This window comes from Bradyrhizobium sp. MI1.7, from assembly GCF_055811795.1.
In genome coordinates this window covers 39,896-56,189 of sequence record NZ_JBVVPO010000039.1, presented here as the reverse complement: position 1 = coordinate 56,189, position 16,294 = coordinate 39,896, and the positions used below count along the sequence as shown (strand labels likewise).

Here is a 16,294-nt window from a genome sequence, read left to right as displayed (position 1 = left end):
CCTCAATTGGTCGGAGACGCCCAGAAACGGTTCAGGCGCAATACCCTCTACATCCTTGCATGCCGTAGCATGAACAGACTGTTAATAGGGCCCAAATCACCCCATTTTGCACCGCCGTGACATTACGGCATCAATGCGCATCGGCGCTCTTCTGTGATGTGCCCGCCGGCACGACGTGAACGACCCGATAACCGTTGTCCCTGAGGTATCGCAGGAAGGCCGGCATGATCGCGGCCGTGCGTGCCTTGGGGTCGTGGAAGAGGATGATGCCCTTGCCGGCGGCGGCGAGGCGCTCGGTGACGAGCTTCAATTCCTGCTCCGGCGTCATCTCGTTCCAGTCGCTGGCCCAGAGGTCGGCCCCGAACACGACGATGCCGCGTGACTGGAGCAGGTCGAGCTGCGCTGGCGTCCCCTCGAAATAGGGGAAGCGGAAGAACGGCGTCGAGGGCGTCGTCGTCGACGCGCCTTTGAGCGCCGTCTCGTCGGCTGCGATGCCGCGGTCGATCTCGCTCTTCGCCTTCTCGAACGGGATCCGCGCCATGAACGGGTGCGACCAGGTGTGGTGGCCGATGGTGTGGCCCTCGCGCGCGATGCGCTTGACCATGTCAGGATGTTCGGAGGCGTGCAGGCCAATCAGGAAGAAGGTCGCGCGCACGCATTCCTGCGCCAGCGCCGCCAGCACCTTCGACGTCGTCGGCGGATGCGGGCCATCGTCGAAGGTCAGCACGACCTCGTGATCGGCGAGCGGCAGCGTCTGCGGAAAGCTCTTCAGGCCGACGCGCGGCGTGGTCTTGGCGTCGACGCTCAGAACGCGCGAGGTGCCGAGCGCGTCCTTGCGCGGGCAGTCCGCGGCCTCCGAAGCGGCGATGCCGGCGAGGCCCGCGAAGACCGCGCCCACCGAGATCGACATCCATTTCAGCCGAAGCATCTTTGCCATTGCGCTCGCAGTTCGCTTGTGGGTATTGCCTGACCGTCAGCTCAGACCACTCGTTCCAACCTGTCAAACGGCGAGGCGCGCCATGGATGAACATATGGACGGTGCCCCATCCGCCGAGGCCTCGGTACTCGACCACGTTCCGATGCGCAATGAAGACGGCGAAATTCGTCATGAATTCGTCGAGGAGATTGCCCATGCGATCGAGGCCGGCGACAGCGCCGCGCTGCGCGCCTGCGTCGCCGAGCTGCACGAGGCCGATCTCGGCGATCTGATCGGAGCTCTCGCGCCCGACCACCGCGTTCGCCTAGTCGAGCTGACCGGGCGCGACTTCGACTTCTCGGCGCTGAACGAACTCGACGAGGGCGTGCGCGAGGAGATCCTCGAGGAGCTGCCGCCGGAGACCGTCGCGGAAGGCGTCCGCGAGCTCGAATCCGACGACGCGGTCGAGCTGCTGGAAACCCTCGACGAGGCGGAGCAGGAGGAAATCCTCGAGAAGCTGCCGTTGCAGGAGCGCGTCGCGCTCGAGCGCAGCCTGCTTTATCCCGAAAATTCCGCCGGCCGCCGGATGCAGACCGAGTTCATCGCGGTGCCGCAGGATTTCACCGTCGGGCAGGCGATCGACTACATGCGCGAGACGCCGGATCTGCCCGACCGCTTCTACGAGATCTACGTCGTGGACAAGGACCAGCACTGGCAGGGTGCGGTCTCGCTCGACGTCCTGCTCCGCGCTCGCCGCCCGGTGGCGCTTGCCGAGCTGACCGACGAGGATCGTCGCCGCGTCTCCGTCCTGGAGGACCAGGAGGAGGTGGCGCGCATGTTCGGCAAGTACAATCTCGTCGCGGCCCCGGTGCTCGACACCCAGGATCGCCTGGTCGGCGTCATCACCGTCGACGACGTCGTGGACGTGATCGAGGAGGAGGCGGACGAAGACCTCAAGGCGCTCGGCGGCGTCAACAGCGACGAAGAACTCTCCGACACCGTGTTCACCATTGCGCGCGCGCGGTTCAACTGGCTGCTGGTCAATCTCGCCACCGCCTTTCTTGCATCCTCGGTGCTCGGCCTGTTCGAGGGGCAGCTCGAGAAGATGGTCGCGCTTGCCGTGCTGGCGCCGATCGTCGCGAGCCAGGGCGGCAATGCCGCGACCCAGACCATGACGGTCGCGGTGCGCGCGCTTGCGACGCGCGAGCTCGGCTCCTCCAACGCCTGGCGGGTGGTGATGCGCGAAGGCCTGGTCGGGCTCGTGAACGGCCTTGCCTTCGCCTTGATCACGGGCATCGCGGCGGTGGCCTGGTTCAAGATCCCGGGCCTCGGCATCGTCATCGGGCTTGCGATCATCTGCAACCTCGTCGCGGGCGCGCTCGGCGGCATCCTGATCCCGATGGCGCTCGAACGTGTCAGGGCCGATCCGGCGGTCGCGTCAGGCACGTTCGTCACGACGGTGACCGACGTCGTCGGCTTCTTCTCCTTCCTCGGCATCGCGACGCTGTGGTTCGGGTTGAGGTAAGGCGCGCTATGCCCTCGCGTGTTCCGGGCGCGCTGCAACGCCCTTCGCGTTGCTGCGCAGAACCGGGACCCAGAAAGCAGCACGGCACGTGGTGGCGAAATGGGCCCCGGCTCAGCAGCGCACCGCTGCGCGCTGCGCTGCGTCCGGGGCACGAGACCGTCTTCGCCCACCATCATCTTTAATCCGAACTTAAGCGACCTGCCGCATCATTGCCCGTGCTTGGGGGAATGAACATGCGGTTGCGGCTGAAGGCGGACGGACGGGTCGTCGAGTTGCGGGATGGGCAGGAGCTTCCGGTCCAGTCGTTTGCGGTCCAGCCGTTGCCGGTCCAGCCGGCGGCCAATGCCGCCCCTGGCGAAGATGCCAGCTCGCTTGCGGTGCGCGCTCTGCGCCGTCGCGCCTGTCTCACCCAGATGGAGTTCGCCGCCAAGCTCGGCGTTCCCGTCGAGACCATCCGCAACTGGGAGCAGGGCAAGCGCGCCCCGCGAGGACCCGCCCGCGCGCTGCTCGCCGTGATCGCGCATGCGCCGGACACCGTATTCCAGGCGCTCGCCAAAGCCTGACGTCAAGGCCGGGCGCGAACCTCCCGTTAGCATTGCCCTGAATATCCGGCCCGGCGCCGGCGCCGGCGTCGTCCGTTGGCAGTGTCACGGGCCGGGTCCATAATGGCGCCCGGATGATGTTTTGAGGCGATCGCAACAGAGAGGATTCCTCATGCTGTTCGTCGAGGCCAATGGCGCAAGGATACCGGCGATCGGGCTCGGGACCTGGGAGCTGGGCGGGCGCGCTTGCGGCCGCGTGGTCGAGCAGGCGCTGCGGCTCGGCTATCGCCACATCGACACTGCGCAGGTCTACGACAATGAGCGCGAGGTCGGCGACGGCCTGCGCGGCTCAGGCGTGCGCCGCGACGACATCTTCCTCACGACAAAGGTCTGGACCAACCATTTCGCGCCCCATGATCTCGAACGCTCGGTCAAGGAGAGCCTCGCCCGGATGCGGCTCTCCTCCGTCGATCTCCTGTTGCTGCACTGGCCCAATTCGCACGTGCCGCTGGAGGAGACACTGGGTGCGCTGTCGCATGCCAAGCGCATGGGCCTGACCCGCCACATCGGCGTTTCCAATTTCACCGTGGCGCTGACCGAGCAGGCGGTGGCGCTGTCGCCGGAGCCACTCGTCTGCAACCAGGTCGAATATCATCCTTATCTCGACCAGACGAAGGTGAGGGCAACCTGCGACCAGCATGGCCTCGCACTGGTCGCCTACAGCCCGATCGCCAGGGGGCGCGTCAAGGCCGACCAGACGCTCGCCGGGCTCGGGCGCGCGCATCGCAAGACGCCGGCACAAATCTGCCTGCGCTGGCTGGTGCAACAGAATGTCGCTGCGATCCCGCGCACCTCGCGCGTCGAACGTCTGTCGGAAAACATCGATATTTTCGATTTCGAGCTCTCGGACGACGAGATGGCCCAGATCGCCGCGCTGGCAAATCCCAAGGGCCGCCTGACCGATTTCGGCTTCGCGCCAAAATGGGATTGAGAGGGGGCCGCTGTATGCTAGGACCGGCGTGGCAACCCAAGATCGATCGATGGAACTGCGGAAGATCATACGGACGGACATTGCAGCGTCGGCGGTCGCGCATCTGACGCTGGTGGCGCTGATTATCCTGATCAGCGAAGTCCATCCGTTTCACGCCGCGGTGCCCGAGACTGTTTCGGTGGACATCGTCACGCCGGAGCAGGTGAAGGAGGAGGAGGCCAAGGCCGAGGAGAAGGCTCAGGAGCAGGCGAAGGAGAAGCCGCCGGAGCCGCTGCCGGACCTGAAACTGCCGAAGCTGGATTTCACCGACAAGGACAAGGCGGAACCCGCGCCGAAGCCTGCGACCAAGCAGCAGGCCGCGGCGCCGTCGCCGTCACCGCAGGCCTCGCCTGAACCGCAGCAGAAACAGCCGCAGCCGCAACCCTCGCAGGCACCGAAGCAGCGGGAGGCCAATGTGCAGCCGCAGCCTCAACAGCCGCAGCCGTCACAACAGCCGCCTCCGCAACCCCAGCAACAACCGCCGCCCCAGGTGATGCCGCAGCCGCCGTCGCAACAGCCGCCGCCACAAGCGATGCAGCAGCCGCAAGCGGCGCCGCCGGCCTATCAGGCGCCGGAGCCTGACGTGACGGTCAAGTACGGCGTCATGCTGGGCTTGCCGCCGGAATTGCCGCCGGAGCTGCCGAAAGACGCCCCCAAGGACGATGGCGGCGATGCCAAGGATTCGATCGCAGCCAAGCTGCCACCCGAGGTCATCGCCGCGCTGCGTCGCCACCTGAAGAGCTGCGCCAAACTGCCGGCCGGGGTCGACCCGACCGACAACGTCAACATCAAGCTGCGCACGGTGTTCGCCACCGACGGCACGCTGGCCCGCCCGCCGATCCTGATCGAAGCTCCGCCATCCGCGAAGGGCGTGGCCATCGTGAAATCCGCGACCGCCGCGCTCCAGGCCTGCCAGCCCTACAAGATGCTGCCGCCCGACAAGTATGGTGAATGGAAGATCTTGGACCTGCCGTTCTCGCCGCGGGATTTTGGCGGAGGGTAGGCGGCTCGTACCCATCCTGCGAGCTAAGGCCTCCCGGTTCGCGGCTTCAGCCATGCCATGATCACGGCGTGCGGCGTTCTCCGGCTGCGTGGCAAGCTATGTCTTTCGATGGTGCGCCGTGCAAAGGCGCCGGCCTGCTCGGCGGAGCCTCGCTGCGCCGGCGCGAGAGCCATCCACTCGCGAATGACGGCACGTCGAATTTTCGATTTTGGCATCGGATCAAATCCATGAGTTCGGGTGGATGTTCACGCGGCCTGCCGAAGGGGGATGGCCTCCGAGCGCCGCGCCAGAAGCACGCTGCCACATGGATGCTCGGCGCCTTGCAGGACGACGAAGCCGCGCTTCGTCACTGCGGCACGAAGAGTGTCCTTCGCAGCTGCCTTCTGCGCGTCGAGCCAGATCACCAGCACGGCGCGGGGGCTCAGGAAATCGTCGAGCCAATCCACTGTCGCATCGAGTGCGTGAAGCGTGCGTCGCCGCCAATCCACGAGCGCGACTTCATATTGACCTGCCGGCCGGCCGCAATTACCTGCAGCAGCCGCCAGCAGATATCCGCGACGATGCAGCTCAATCACTAATTCCATGCTCTTCGCGCCGACCACGACGATGCGTTGCCGCGTCGAGCAGTTCGCGATGGCCATCATCGGATCGATGATCCTGTCGCTGACCCCTGAGTTCGACATCATTTCACCAGTTCGCTACGCCGCGCGAGCTTGCGCGACGGAGCGGATATGGTGCCGGAGGCTGTATGATTTCGAGATTGGCGCGATCGCGGTTGCATAGGATCGGCATAGGACCGGCCTCGGCCGCGCGCTGCCGGAAACTTACGCCGCGCTTATAAACAGACGATGCACTCCCCATCGCATTCAAATGCCGTCAGCGCCATTCTTCCGGCCCGCGCGTGCTATCGCGCCTTGCCTGGAGACAAAAATGTCCGCTTACCGTGCATTGATCGTGGGACTACACGATCGTCCCATCAGAATGATTCACATGGATTGCATCGATGATGAAGCCGCGATCAGCTCCGCGGAGAGGCTCGTCGACGGTCGCGACGTGGAGCTCTGGCAGATGGATCGGCCTGTGGCCAGATTCGATTGCCGGTCCGGGACGATGCGCAGGAAGTAGGCCGGGATATCGCCGAGTGGGCGAGCCTCGCGCCTTGGGATGACGGAGCTAGTCGCGTCGTCATTGCGAACGTAGCGAAGCAATCCGGACTGTCACCGTGAAAAGATCCTGGAGTGCTCGCTGCGCTCGCAGTGACGGTGTGGAGAAAACGCGTGCCGCCCTTCGCTCGCGCGCAGCAGATGCCTCAATAGCCGCGCTTCCGCGTCTCCGCACCATCCATCTCCTCCGGCGCCATCGCCGCCCATGCGCTCGATGCGAACTGCCTTCGCCAGGTGACGATCACCACCGCCGCCGTGGTCACGAACAGCACCCAGGGGCTGACGAACCAGCCGAGATAGCCGAGTGCGAAGAAGAAGGCGCGCTGGCCGCGGTTGAAGTGGCGGCCGGCGGATTCGAACAGGCGCGAGGTGCGGATGACGTGGGCCTCGGCCTCGGGCGTGTCGCGCCGGTCAGCCGGCGGCATGCCGCCAAACAGGATCGCGACATAGTTGAACAGGCGATAGGCCCAGGCGAATTTGAAGAAGGCGTAGACGCAGATCAGCACGAGGCCGACGCATTTCAGCTCCCACATTGCGGGCGAGGTGCTGAGGTCGATCGGCAGCTTGCTCAGGATCGTGATGGCGTCGTTGGTGGCATGCAGCAATGCCAGTGCGCCGCCGAGCGCGAACAGGCTGGTGGAAGCGAAGAAGGCGGTGCCATTCTGGAGCGAGGCCATGATCTGCATGTCGACCATACGGGTGTCGCGGTCGAGCAGGCGGCGGACCCAGACCTCGCGATAGCGGTTCATGCGCGCCGACAGGCTGTCGCGGCCATAGGCCGAGTGCTCCAGCGTCAGGGCATAGACCAGCCATTCGATGATGAAGAAGCCGACGGCCGTGATGTCGACCCAATGCCTGCCCATGTCTCACTCCTCACGAAGATCGCAACGATTGCCACGCGCGGCCGGGTGCGGCAACGATTGATTGGCAGCAGGCGATGGCGCTAAAAGCAGCCGCATCCAAAGGACCTAGGGAAGGACCAGCGACATGGCAGCGCTCAAGCTCGCGATCGGAAACAAGAACTACTCGTCATGGTCGATGCGGCCATGGCTCGCACTGCGCGCCAATGACATCCCGTTCGTCGAGACCGTCATTCCGCTCTACACGGATAATCCCGCGGACAAGGATCGGATCCTGTCCTTCAGCCGCGCCGGCAAGGTGCCGGTGCTGGTCGACGGCGACATCACGGTGTGGGATTCGCTCAGCATCATCGAGTACATCGCCGAGCGCTATCCGGACGTGAAGCTGTGGCCCGACGATGTCGCCGCCCGCGCACACGCCCGTTCGGTGTGCGCCGAGATGCATTCCGGCTTCATGGCCTTGCGCAACGAATGCGGCATGAACCTGCACCGCCCCGTGGGCGCCGTGACGCTGTCGGCGGACGCCAGGGCCAACATCGCGCGCGTGCAGGAGATCTGGCGGGAGTGCCGGGCGCGCTACGGTGCCAAGGGACCGTTCCTGTTCGGCCGCTTCGGTGCGGCGGATGCGATGTACGCCCCGGTCGTGCACCGTTTCCGCACCTACGCGATCGAGGTCACGCCGGAGACCAGAGCCTACATGGACACGATGATGGCGCTGCCGGCGTTCCAGGAATGGACCCGTGACGGGATCGCCGAAACGCTCGTCATCGAGAAATTCGAGAACGTCTAACCCGCGAATGTGATCGGGCGCCGCTTGACGATGTGCAGGCTGGCGGCGCTCAATCGCGGCGGAAGGACCGCTTGGGAGAGGGCAGGGGCATGGGAATTCTGGACTCGCTGGAAAACAATCCGGCGCTTCGCAGCGCGCTCGGCCAGCTCGGCGCCGCGGTCCTGCCGGCGGTGTTGAACGAGGTGCTCGGCAGCAACAATCAGGGCGGCCTCAGCGCAATCGTCGCGAAGCTCCAGCAGTCCGGCTTCGGTGACCAGGTCAAATCCTGGCTCGGCAACGGCCAGAACCTGCCGATCTCGGCCGACCAGCTCCGCGCGGTGCTCGGCAGCGACACGGTTCGGCAGCTTGCGGCGCGCTACAACATCCCGGTCGATCAGCTCGGCCAGATTCTGGCCCAGGAACTGCCCAAGGCCGTGGACCAGGCAAGCCCGGAGGGGCATCTGCCCCACACCGCCTGAGGGAGCCGGTTCCAGCGGTATCCTCCACTCACCGGTTCCCGCACTATCGTCCTGAAAATACTGCCGGATCGGCCTATTTGCCATGCCTGTATACCGCTGGCCAAAACGCCGCATTGCGTGCTATATGTCACGCCGGGTTTTCAGCCGGTCCGACGCAGTGGGACCCTGGGCACGGCCGGCGCTGTTTGAGTCATGGAGATGGGCGTTGAAGCATAAATTCCCCGTGGGAACGCGCGTACTGTTCACTGCCAGCAACGTCGCGCGCCCGGCTGCGAGTGGCTCATACGAGATCATCCGCCTGCTGCCGACGGATGGCGACGACTGCCAGTACCGCATCAAGAGTTCGACTGAAGCGTTCGAGCGCGTCGCCAAGGAAAGCCAGCTCGCCCAATCCTGACGGATGACGGTGCCGCGCGTTGACATCGCGAAGGAATTTGCTTCGCTCGCCGTCAAAAGGCCCCCTTCGCCTCGACATGGTGAACCGGGGGCAGTTGCCGACTCGCGGGGGCTCGCTTTGACCATTCGCTCTTTGCTCGCGTGAGGGACGTCGCGCATGAACTGGGCATGGGCCACTTCGTTCGACCAAATCTCGCGCCCACAGGCCTTTCCGATGTGGATGATCCTGGTAGCCGCCGGCCTCCTCGGCCTGATTCTCCTGATTACGCTGGTGCGCGCCGAAAGGTCGGTTGCCAACGGCGCGCTGACCGTCATCACGCTGCTTTCCATTGCCATCGCCGTGGCTGCCACCGTGCGCGTCTATGGTCCGGCGGAGGAGGCGCCGCCCGGCGAGGCGCGCGCGCAGAGCGCGGTCGTCGCCAGCCTGCCGGCGCTGTCCTGTCTCGACGATCTCGCCGGCAATGCCGTGGCGATTGGTTGCGAGAAGGCGCTGTTCGGCTCGCCTGACGCGGCGGCTGCGGCGGTCTCCTACACCGCCGCACGGATCGACCGGCTCACCGCGCTCGGCGATGCCGCGACCGCCGAGAAGAGCCTGACGCTGGACGTGAAGGTGCTGCGCAAGGCGCTCGAGCGCGATCGCTACGGCTTCGTCGCGCAGGTGCTGGTTGCGCGCGACGGCTGCACGCAGTTCGACTGCCCCGCCTTCCGCTCGCTGACCGATCAGCAGCGGGTCGCCGCCAACATGGATTCCCATCTCTACGACACGCTGGTCGCACGCTATGCGCCGGGCTGGAACGCGCCCGCAACGGCCCCGGCGATGCCGGCCACCGCGGCGCTTGCCGGGATGCCGCCATCGATGCCGACGGGCAGGCCGACCAATGCGGAGTTCCCGAGCGCGTCTTCGACGCCGCCGGTGAGCATCATGAATCCGGAGCCGCCCACGGCGGCGGTGCGACAGGCGGCGCCTGCCGGAGGCGCAGCCTCGGCGCCGCGCGCGTCCGCTCCGACCTCGGCGCAGGCTGCTGCTCCTGCGGCGCCGGCTGCGAAGAAGCCGCCGGCGCCGAAGGCCGCGCGTGCGCCGGCCGCAGCACCGGTTCCGCTCGCCCCGCCGGCCCCCCCAGCCGCGGCTCCTGCGGCTGCGGATAACGAATAGTTCGGCATTCCAAATGCGTGGCGGCCCGGCTAATGCTGGGGCCATGCCGCTACATCTGATCAAGCTCGCCGTCGGCTGCGACTCCGTCAAGGAATTGAAGGGGTGGGTCGCCGAACGGATGCAGACCGCCAAGAAGAAGGGTCTGCCGCAACATCACATCCACATCACCCGCATGGTGCCCAAGCGCGACGCCGAGATCCTGGCGGGCGGATCGCTCTACTGGGTGATCAAGGGCGAGATCGCCGCGCGTGAAAAGATCATCGGCATCGAGCCGTTCCGCGACAAGGACGGCATCGGCCGTTGCCGGATCGTGATGCAGCCGAAGGTGATCTCGGTATCGCCGCGGCCGATGCGGCCGTTCCAGGGCTGGCGCTACCTCAGCGACGATTCCGTGCCGCCCGATCTCGGCAAGTCGGCCGCCGGCTCGATCGCGGCGATGCCGGAGCCGATGCGACGCGAGCTGCGCGATCTCGGACTGCTCTGACGCGGCCGCTCATGGCGGCGTGACGATGTGCAGCCGCGCCCAGTCGGAGGACGGCATCACGACCGGACGTCCGCCTTCGCCGATGGCGTCGATGATGTCGACCAGCTCGGGCTCGACGCCCATCTCGTGCAGGTACTTGCGATACTGCTCGCCAAAGATCGCCGTCAGGCTCTCGCGCTGTTCGGGCGCCACGTTGGGCGCGCGGCGATTGCGGATGGAGCGGCCGGCCAGCACCACCGTCGCACCTTGCGGGAGGCTGCGATGCACCCCGCCGGCGAGCATGAGGACGCACGCGAAATCGCACGCCGGATCCGGCAAGGATACCTTGGCGTCGAGCGGCCCGCCCGGGCGCTTCAGCGCAAAACAATCCGCCTCCGGTTTGCCGGCGCAGGCCTCGACCTCGGTCGCGCCGGCGGTGGCATCCAGGCCGCGGTCGCGCAGGATGCGGCCCATGCTGACCGCAACATTGAGGTTGGAGCCGCCCCGGCTATGGATGACGAGCGGCAGCTTCTGTCCCGCCTGGCGATCGAGAATTGCGATCAGCCGCTTGTAGCTGTCCCATTGCACCGTGCCCTCGGCGGCGATCCAGTCGGAGCAGCCCGGTCCGCAGGCCCCGGCGGCGCCATGGGCGACGTAGAAGATCATCGCATCCGGCGGCGACCCGTAGAGGCCGATCGGCGGGCGCTGTTGTGCCTGGGCGGCAGTCGCGGCGACAAGCGCCAGCACGCCGTTCACGATCATCGTGCGGATGAATGACATGCCCCTGCCGGTCGGCTCGTTTCCTCGCCCCGATCATCCATCCGGGCGAGGCAACGCGCAAGATCGACCCTGGCAGTTACACCGCGATATTGTCGATCAGCCGGGTCGTGCCGAGCTTGGCCGCCACCAGGATCCGCAACGGGCCGTCCTTGCGCGAGGTGACCTGCGCCAGCGTCTCGGCATGGCGCGCCTCGAAATAGTCGAGCGCAAAGCCGGCCGACGTGATCATCCCGGCGCCGCGCGCCATCGCGGATGCGATCGCTTCGCCGGCGCGGATGCGCCCGGCGCTGTCCTTCATGGCGCGGTACAACGTGGTCGCGGTCTGCCGCTCCTCCGGCGAGAGATAGACGTTGCGCGAAGACATCGCGAGCCCGTCGCGCTCGCGCACGGTGCGGGAGCCGGTCACCTTGACGCCGAGGTCGAGGTCGCGCGCCATCTGCGTCACCACCCGCAGTTGCTGAAAGTCCTTCTCGCCGAAGATTGCGACATCCGGCCGGCATTGCGTGAACAGCTTGCCGACGACGGTGGCGACGCCGCCGAAGAAGTGCGGCCTGAAGCGGTCCTCGAGGCCGGCCAGCGCCGGCCCCTCCGGCACGATGCGGGTCGCAAAGCCGTCCGGATACATCGCCTCGGCGCCGGGGTGCCAGACGATGTCGACGTCCTCGGCGGCGAGCTTGGCGAGATCGGACTTCCAGGTGCGCGGATAGGCACCAAAGTCCTCGGTCGGCGCGAACTGGGTCGGGTTGACGAAGATCGACACCACGACGCGACTCGCGCGCCGCCTGGCGAGGCGCACCAGCGACACATGTCCGTCATGGAGCGCCCCCATGGTCGGGACCAGCGCGATCGTGGCCTTTCGCTTGCGAAGATTGTCGACGGCGCGTCGCAAGGCGGGGACCGTGCGGGCGATCAAGGGGCTTCGTGACATCAGGACTCGACGGGGTTGGGAATGGGAAGCGGGCGCGTCCCGGCGCCCGGCCGGCTAACCTTAACAAGCGCCGATCGTGGACGCCATGCATTCGGATGCGGCACAGCATCCCGCGCGAGGCCGCGCACGATGTCGCGACATGGCTGAATCACAAGCGAGAGATGGTGCCGTGATTCATTTCGAACACGGCGCGCTGCGATTTGCATTTACTGTCACGCATTTCACTTGACCGCAGACGCGGCCAACTCGAAGATATTCATCAGGGGTGTTGAGGATCGCTATGCTTGTGCAGGCTAGCCAAGGCCAATCCGGCTCGGCGCATGTCGTCGTGCTCGGCAACGAAAAAGGCGGCTCCGGCAAGTCGACCACCGCCCTGCACATCGCGGTCGCGCTGCTGAAGGCCGGCCAGCGCGTCGCCACGATCGACCTCGACTGCCGTCAGCAGAGCTTTACCCGCTACATCGGCAACCGTTCCGCCTGGGCGCGCCGCACCGGCCTCGGCCTCGAGCTGCCGGTGCATCGCTGCATCAAGCTCGGCGAGACCATGCAGATCGCCGAGAACGAGAATTCCGAGTTCCAGCAGTTCATGGAGGCGGTCTCGGCGGTCGAAAGCAATTTCGACTTCATCGTCATCGATACGCCGGGCACCGACAGCTATCTGATGCGCTTGGCGCACTCGATGGCCGACACGCTGGTCACGCCGATCAACGACAGCTTCCTCGATTTCGACGTGCTCGGCACCGTCGATCCCGCCAACTACGCAGTGACGGGCGAGAGCCACTATGCCGAGATGGTGCGGGATGTCAGGCGCAAGCGGCGCCAGCTCGACGGCTCCAGCACCGATTGGATCGTCGTGCGCAACCGCCTGTCGATGCTCGGCTCCCGCAACAAGCAGCTCGTCGCCGAGGGCCTCAAGGATTTGTCGCTACGGCTCGGCTTCCGCTACGTCGACGGCTTCGCCGAGCGCGTCGTCTATCGCGAATTTTTTCCGCGCGGCCTGACCGCGCTCGATGAGATCGACGAGGCCACGCTCGGCATGCGGCCCAACCTTGGCCATCTCACCGCGCGGGAAGAGGTGACGGGCCTGCTCCGCCAGCTCAAGCTGCCGCTCGACGAACGCGGCCGCCGCCGTGCGGCAAATCGCGCCGAGTGGTTCAGCCAGGTCGACAAGCCGCTCGAGGTCCACGACATCCTCGGCGCCTGAGGTGGCGGTATATCGCTACTTCCAGCCGATTGAAGCTGCCGGTTCCCGCCGGAACTGAGTGCGGGCTTGGCCGTTTCACCCTGTGTTTACCGTGAAATTGAAGCCAATCGAGACCGGTTGCGTCGGATGGTAGCCTGCACCTGACGTAGCCGCCTGAGAACGGGATGCCCAAGAAACGCGTGCGCCGCACAATGAAAGGGCTGAAGGTTCACAATATTTAAGCTTCCTGTCACGCGGCTGTGACATATATTAGGGAATAGGCGACCAGGGGCCGAAGAGCCCCGGAAGAACACGATTTTCAACAGGGATTCAGGCCGCAAGAGCCTGAGGCTGAGGACGAAAATGAAGCGTGGAATTGCCGTTCTGGTTTCGGTTAGTGCCCTCTTCGGCGTCGCCTATGTCACGGCGAGCAAGTGGGCGATCAGGCACGAGACCGTCACCTTCTACGACGCCTCGCGCGACAACCGTCCGGTGCCTGTCGATATCGCGGTCCGCCGCGACAAGGAAATGCAGGCCAATGCCGGCATGATCACGCTGCCGGTTGCCGTGATCAATCACGGCAACACCGTCAAGAATACCGAGTACGGCTTCCTCGCCAACATCTTCGCGGCGCGCGGCTATATGGTCGTAAGCCCGCAGCATGATTTGCCGACCGATCCTCCCATGGTGACCAAGCCCGGTGAGCTCTATGTCGGCCGGTTGCCGCAGATCCTGCGCGGCGTTGCCAACATCCATCTCGCCATGCAGGAGATGAAGAAGGTTCAGCCCAACGCCGATTACGACAGGGTGACGATGGTCGGCCACTCCATGGGCGGCGACATCACGATGTATTTCGCCAAGCAGTATCCCGATGAGGTCAAGAAGGTCGTCACGCTCGACAATCTGCGCGTGCCCTTCGTCACTGCCGGCAAGTTCAAGATCCTGTCGTTCCGTTCGCAGGATCCGCAGTTCAAGACCGACGCGGGTGTCATCCCGACCGACGAGGAATGCGAGAAGGCCGGCATCCAGGTCGTGAAGACCGAATTCCAGCACAACGACATGCGCGACACCGGTCCGGATGCGGCGAAGAACTCGATCCAGAGCATGCTCGACAAGTTCCTGAGCGACGGCGACAGCGCCGTGGCGCCCGTCGATACGCGCTCGGCCCCGCCCAATATCCTGGAGCCCGGTCCGGTTGCTCTGATGGCGCCTGCCAAGAGCTGACACCGACATAGGCTGACACCGACACCGCTCCGATCGTCTGCACGACCCGCAAAGCCTCCGCCGGCATCCGCCCGCGGAGGCTTTGCACATTGACCGGGCCGCAGGCGCTATCCACATTAGCCGCTCACGCAAGAAGCGAGCAGGGATGTCCGGCGAACCCGTCAAACCGCGTGGCCGTGATGCCGTCTCGAGCCAAACCGGCGGCACGCTGCCTCAAGCCAGCACCGCGGAGGACATCGCCGCGTTCGTCGCCAAGGCGCGTGCGCTGTCGCCGCATGCCCCCGGCGCGAAGGGGCGGCTGATTTTTGCGCTGGATGCGACAATGAGCCGGCAGCCGACCTGGGACATGGCCTGCGCGCTCCAGGCGGACATGTTCCGCGAGGCCGCAGCGATCGGCAGCCTCGACATCCGGCTCGTCTACTATCGCGGCTTGAACGAGTGTCGCGCCACGGGCTGGATCTCCGACAGCGCGAAGCTCGCGACGCTGATGAGCAAGATCGACTGTCGCGGCGGCGACACCCAGATCGGCAAGGTGCTGAGCGACGTGCGGCGCGAGGCGGTCGCTTCGGGCGTGCGTGCGGTCGTTTTCGTCGGCGATGCCATGGAGGAGAAGGTCGACGAGCTCTGCGCCAAGGCCGGCGAGCTCGGCATGCTCAAGGTCCCCGTGTTCGTGTTTCAGGAAGGCGCCGACGCCGTGGCCGAGCAGGCCTTTCGCGAGATCGCGCGGCTGACCGGCGGGGCCTGGTGCCGGTTCGATCCCGGCGCGGCGGCGCAGCTTCGCGAGCTGCTGCGCGCGGCCGCGGCTTATGCCGCCGGCGGCCGGGAGGCGCTGTTGAAACTTGCCAAGAGTGCGAGCGGTGCGGCCAAGCTGATCGGGCAGATGAAGTAGCGGCCCGCGTCGGAGACGGACGCCATGCATTTTGCCGTGAGGGCGACTATATTCCGGCCATGACCCTGATCGCCGGCGCCATCGCCGTTATCACGCTTTATCTGCTGCTCCAGATGTTCCGCTCCGCCAATCCGGCGGTGCTGGCGCGCACCATCAAGTTCGGTGGCGGCGTGGTGGCGCTCGCGGTCGCAGCGTTCACTGGCCTGCGGGGCGAGCTGGCGGTGGCGATCCCGCTCGGGATTTTCGGCGCCGGGCTCCTGGGCTGGACGCCGCTGGCGAATGCCGGCTTCGGCAATATCGGCGGGCTGTTCGGCGGTGGCGCAACGCGCCCGGCCGGACAGGCCTCGCGCGTACGCTCGCAATTCCTGGACATGCGGCTCGACCACGATTCGGGGCAGCTCGCCGGCCAGATCGTCGCCGGTCCTCACGCCGGGCGCGATCTCCAGGAGTTCGATCTCGCTGGCCTGCTGGCGATGGCTCCGGCGTTCGACGCCGAGAGCGTGGCCCTACTTGAAAGCTATCTGGACCGCCGGTTTCCCGCTTGGCGTCAGAACGCGCAGGGCGATGCGGCAGGGCGGCAGCGCCGCACGGCGCCGAGCGGCAAAATGACGGCGGAGGAAGCCTATCAGATCCTTGGCCTGCAGCCGGGCGCGGGGCGCGACGACATCAGCCGGGCGCACAAGTCCCTGATGAAGAAACTCCATCCCGACCAGGGGGGCTCGACGTATCTCGCTGCCCGTGTGAACGAGGCCAAGGATACTCTGCTTCGCACGCATAACGGCTAACTCCGGCACTACGCTACAAACGCCCGTACCGCGTAAGCTCCGCTTGCTCTGTCTGCCGTCGCCCCGATGCCCGCCTTTGTCGGCGTGGTCGATCCCTTGAGTAAAGTTTTAACCGTAAATCCTTGACGAGAGGTTGTCGCGGAACTGGCATCGCCGCATCCCCCAAACAAAAATGCCCGCGCAAGGCGCGGGCATTTTGATTGGAG

Annotated in this window: 19 protein-coding genes; 14 read left to right on the top strand and 5 right to left on the bottom strand. The window is 65.9% G+C overall.

Annotation, left to right across the window (positions count from 1 at the left end; genetic code table 11):
• Nucleotides 1–130: 130 nt before the first annotated feature.
• The gene (locus AC0L3X_RS29485) at nucleotides 131–937 is read right to left on the bottom strand and encodes a polysaccharide deacetylase family protein (protein WP_283016785.1); all 807 of its coding nucleotides are present in this window, start codon (nucleotides 935–937) and stop codon (nucleotides 131–133) included.
• Nucleotides 938–1,019: 82 nt separating this feature from the next.
• On the opposite strand from AC0L3X_RS29485, the gene mgtE reads away from it, so the two are divergent.
• The 4 genes from mgtE to AC0L3X_RS29465 all read left to right on the top strand — a co-directional run bounded on the left by mgtE (nucleotide 1,020) and on the right by AC0L3X_RS29465 (nucleotide 5,016).
• Complete coding sequence (gene mgtE / locus AC0L3X_RS29480) at nucleotides 1,020–2,441, top strand: magnesium transporter (protein WP_028150524.1); 1,422 nt, start codon at nucleotides 1,020–1,022, stop codon at nucleotides 2,439–2,441.
• Nucleotides 2,442–2,668: 227 nt separating this feature from the next.
• On the top strand, nucleotides 2,669–3,004 hold the full coding sequence (locus AC0L3X_RS29475; protein WP_354131469.1) for a helix-turn-helix domain-containing protein: 336 nt from the start codon (nucleotides 2,669–2,671) through the stop codon (nucleotides 3,002–3,004).
• 151 nt (nucleotides 3,005–3,155) lie between these two features.
• The gene (locus AC0L3X_RS29470) at nucleotides 3,156–3,974 is read left to right on the top strand and encodes an aldo/keto reductase (RefSeq protein ID WP_231142135.1); all 819 of its coding nucleotides are present in this window, start codon (nucleotides 3,156–3,158) and stop codon (nucleotides 3,972–3,974) included.
• A gap of 49 nt (nucleotides 3,975–4,023) precedes the next feature.
• Nucleotides 4,024–5,016 carry a hypothetical protein gene (locus AC0L3X_RS29465; protein WP_473317046.1) on the top strand — a complete coding sequence of 331 codons (993 nt, stop codon included), beginning with the start codon at nucleotides 4,024–4,026 and terminating at the stop codon, nucleotides 5,014–5,016.
• Between the two features lie 245 nt (nucleotides 5,017–5,261).
• Here AC0L3X_RS29465 and AC0L3X_RS29460 read toward each other — a convergent pair whose 3' ends face one another.
• Nucleotides 5,262–5,660 carry a hypothetical protein gene (locus AC0L3X_RS29460; protein WP_135214881.1) on the bottom strand — a complete coding sequence of 133 codons (399 nt, stop codon included), beginning with the start codon at nucleotides 5,658–5,660 and terminating at the stop codon, nucleotides 5,262–5,264.
• Between AC0L3X_RS29460 and AC0L3X_RS29455 the strand changes: the two genes are divergently transcribed.
• Nucleotides 5,650–5,799, top strand: a complete 150-nt coding sequence (locus AC0L3X_RS29455; protein ID WP_187388028.1) for a PIN domain-containing protein — start codon at nucleotides 5,650–5,652, stop codon at nucleotides 5,797–5,799. The two genes, AC0L3X_RS29460 and AC0L3X_RS29455, sit on opposite strands and share 11 nt — an antisense overlap.
• Before the next feature lie 526 nt (nucleotides 5,800–6,325).
• Here the strand turns inward: AC0L3X_RS29455 and AC0L3X_RS29450 are convergent.
• Nucleotides 6,326–7,042, bottom strand: a complete 717-nt coding sequence (locus AC0L3X_RS29450; RefSeq protein ID WP_063982755.1) for a DUF599 domain-containing protein — start codon at nucleotides 7,040–7,042, stop codon at nucleotides 6,326–6,328.
• 124 nt (nucleotides 7,043–7,166) lie between these two features.
• Here AC0L3X_RS29450 and AC0L3X_RS29445 point away from each other — a divergent pair, with 124 nt between their 5' ends.
• From AC0L3X_RS29445 to AC0L3X_RS29425, 5 genes are all read left to right on the top strand, one after another.
• Nucleotides 7,167–7,829 (top strand): glutathione S-transferase family protein, encoded by a 663-nt coding sequence (locus AC0L3X_RS29445; RefSeq protein WP_063982756.1) that lies wholly within the window; start codon nucleotides 7,167–7,169, stop codon nucleotides 7,827–7,829.
• Between the two features lie 89 nt (nucleotides 7,830–7,918).
• Complete coding sequence (locus tag AC0L3X_RS29440; protein WP_166342151.1) at nucleotides 7,919–8,287, top strand: YidB family protein; 369 nt, start codon at nucleotides 7,919–7,921, stop codon at nucleotides 8,285–8,287.
• A gap of 205 nt (nucleotides 8,288–8,492) precedes the next feature.
• A complete protein-coding gene (locus tag AC0L3X_RS29435; RefSeq protein ID WP_014494643.1) occupies nucleotides 8,493–8,684 on the top strand; it encodes a hypothetical protein in 192 nt (63 codons plus the stop codon).
• A gap of 156 nt (nucleotides 8,685–8,840) precedes the next feature.
• A complete protein-coding gene (locus AC0L3X_RS29430; RefSeq protein ID WP_063982758.1) occupies nucleotides 8,841–9,836 on the top strand; it encodes a hypothetical protein in 996 nt (331 codons plus the stop codon).
• Nucleotides 9,837–9,879: 43 nt separating this feature from the next.
• Nucleotides 9,880–10,320: a DUF1489 family protein gene (locus tag AC0L3X_RS29425; RefSeq protein ID WP_028155001.1), complete on the top strand. Its 441-nt coding sequence runs from the start codon at nucleotides 9,880–9,882 to the stop codon at nucleotides 10,318–10,320.
• 9 nt (nucleotides 10,321–10,329) lie between these two features.
• Here the strand turns inward: AC0L3X_RS29425 and AC0L3X_RS29420 are convergent, their stop codons facing one another.
• Together AC0L3X_RS29420 and panC are read right to left on the bottom strand one after the other, a co-directional pair.
• Nucleotides 10,330–11,079, bottom strand: a complete 750-nt coding sequence (locus AC0L3X_RS29420; RefSeq protein WP_473317042.1) for a COG3904 family protein — start codon at nucleotides 11,077–11,079, stop codon at nucleotides 10,330–10,332.
• A 76-nt stretch (nucleotides 11,080–11,155) separates the two neighbouring features.
• On the bottom strand, nucleotides 11,156–12,007 hold the full coding sequence (panC, locus tag AC0L3X_RS29415; RefSeq protein ID WP_063982759.1) for a pantoate--beta-alanine ligase: 852 nt from the start codon (nucleotides 12,005–12,007) through the stop codon (nucleotides 11,156–11,158).
• A gap of 280 nt (nucleotides 12,008–12,287) precedes the next feature.
• Here panC and AC0L3X_RS29410 point away from each other — a divergent pair, with 280 nt between their 5' ends.
• The 4 genes from AC0L3X_RS29410 (at nucleotide 12,288) to AC0L3X_RS29395 (ending at nucleotide 16,088) form a co-directional block, all read left to right on the top strand.
• Nucleotides 12,288–13,211: a division plane positioning ATPase MipZ gene (locus tag AC0L3X_RS29410; RefSeq protein ID WP_063982760.1), complete on the top strand. Its 924-nt coding sequence runs from the start codon at nucleotides 12,288–12,290 to the stop codon at nucleotides 13,209–13,211.
• A gap of 342 nt (nucleotides 13,212–13,553) precedes the next feature.
• Nucleotides 13,554–14,414 carry an alpha/beta fold hydrolase gene (locus AC0L3X_RS29405; protein ID WP_063982761.1) on the top strand — a complete coding sequence of 287 codons (861 nt, stop codon included), beginning with the start codon at nucleotides 13,554–13,556 and terminating at the stop codon, nucleotides 14,412–14,414.
• Nucleotides 14,415–14,559: 145 nt separating this feature from the next.
• Nucleotides 14,560–15,303: a vWA domain-containing protein gene (locus AC0L3X_RS29400; protein ID WP_063982762.1), complete on the top strand. Its 744-nt coding sequence runs from the start codon at nucleotides 14,560–14,562 to the stop codon at nucleotides 15,301–15,303.
• A 59-nt stretch (nucleotides 15,304–15,362) separates the two neighbouring features.
• Nucleotides 15,363–16,088, top strand: coding sequence for a DnaJ domain-containing protein (locus AC0L3X_RS29395; protein ID WP_063982763.1), 726 nt, complete (start codon nucleotides 15,363–15,365; stop codon nucleotides 16,086–16,088).
• The last annotated feature ends 206 nt before the right edge of the window (nucleotides 16,089–16,294 follow it).

Coding starts and splice junctions, on each gene's coding strand:
- AC0L3X_RS29485 (WP_283016785.1), bottom strand. CDS start 937: ATGGCAAAGATGCTTCGGCTGAAATGGATGTCGATCTCGGTGGGCGCG.
- mgtE (WP_028150524.1), top strand. CDS start 1,020: ATGGATGAACATATGGACGGTGCCCCATCCGCCGAGGCCTCGGTACTC.
- AC0L3X_RS29475 (WP_354131469.1), top strand. CDS start 2,669: ATGAACATGCGGTTGCGGCTGAAGGCGGACGGACGGGTCGTCGAGTTG.
- AC0L3X_RS29470 (WP_231142135.1), top strand. CDS start 3,156: ATGCTGTTCGTCGAGGCCAATGGCGCAAGGATACCGGCGATCGGGCTC.
- AC0L3X_RS29465 (WP_473317046.1), top strand. CDS start 4,024: ATGGAACTGCGGAAGATCATACGGACGGACATTGCAGCGTCGGCGGTC.
- AC0L3X_RS29455 (WP_187388028.1), top strand. CDS start 5,650: ATGGCCATCATCGGATCGATGATCCTGTCGCTGACCCCTGAGTTCGAC.
- AC0L3X_RS29460 (WP_135214881.1), bottom strand. CDS start 5,660: ATGATGGCCATCGCGAACTGCTCGACGCGGCAACGCATCGTCGTGGTC.
- AC0L3X_RS29450 (WP_063982755.1), bottom strand. CDS start 7,042: ATGGGCAGGCATTGGGTCGACATCACGGCCGTCGGCTTCTTCATCATC.
- AC0L3X_RS29445 (WP_063982756.1), top strand. CDS start 7,167: ATGGCAGCGCTCAAGCTCGCGATCGGAAACAAGAACTACTCGTCATGG.
- AC0L3X_RS29440 (WP_166342151.1), top strand. CDS start 7,919: ATGGGAATTCTGGACTCGCTGGAAAACAATCCGGCGCTTCGCAGCGCG.
- AC0L3X_RS29430 (WP_063982758.1), top strand. CDS start 8,841: ATGAACTGGGCATGGGCCACTTCGTTCGACCAAATCTCGCGCCCACAG.
- AC0L3X_RS29425 (WP_028155001.1), top strand. CDS start 9,880: ATGCCGCTACATCTGATCAAGCTCGCCGTCGGCTGCGACTCCGTCAAG.
- AC0L3X_RS29420 (WP_473317042.1), bottom strand. CDS start 11,079: ATGTCATTCATCCGCACGATGATCGTGAACGGCGTGCTGGCGCTTGTC.
- panC (WP_063982759.1), bottom strand. CDS start 12,007: ATGTCACGAAGCCCCTTGATCGCCCGCACGGTCCCCGCCTTGCGACGC.
- AC0L3X_RS29410 (WP_063982760.1), top strand. CDS start 12,288: ATGCTTGTGCAGGCTAGCCAAGGCCAATCCGGCTCGGCGCATGTCGTC.
- AC0L3X_RS29405 (WP_063982761.1), top strand. CDS start 13,554: ATGAAGCGTGGAATTGCCGTTCTGGTTTCGGTTAGTGCCCTCTTCGGC.
- AC0L3X_RS29400 (WP_063982762.1), top strand. CDS start 14,560: ATGTCCGGCGAACCCGTCAAACCGCGTGGCCGTGATGCCGTCTCGAGC.
- AC0L3X_RS29395 (WP_063982763.1), top strand. CDS start 15,363: ATGACCCTGATCGCCGGCGCCATCGCCGTTATCACGCTTTATCTGCTG.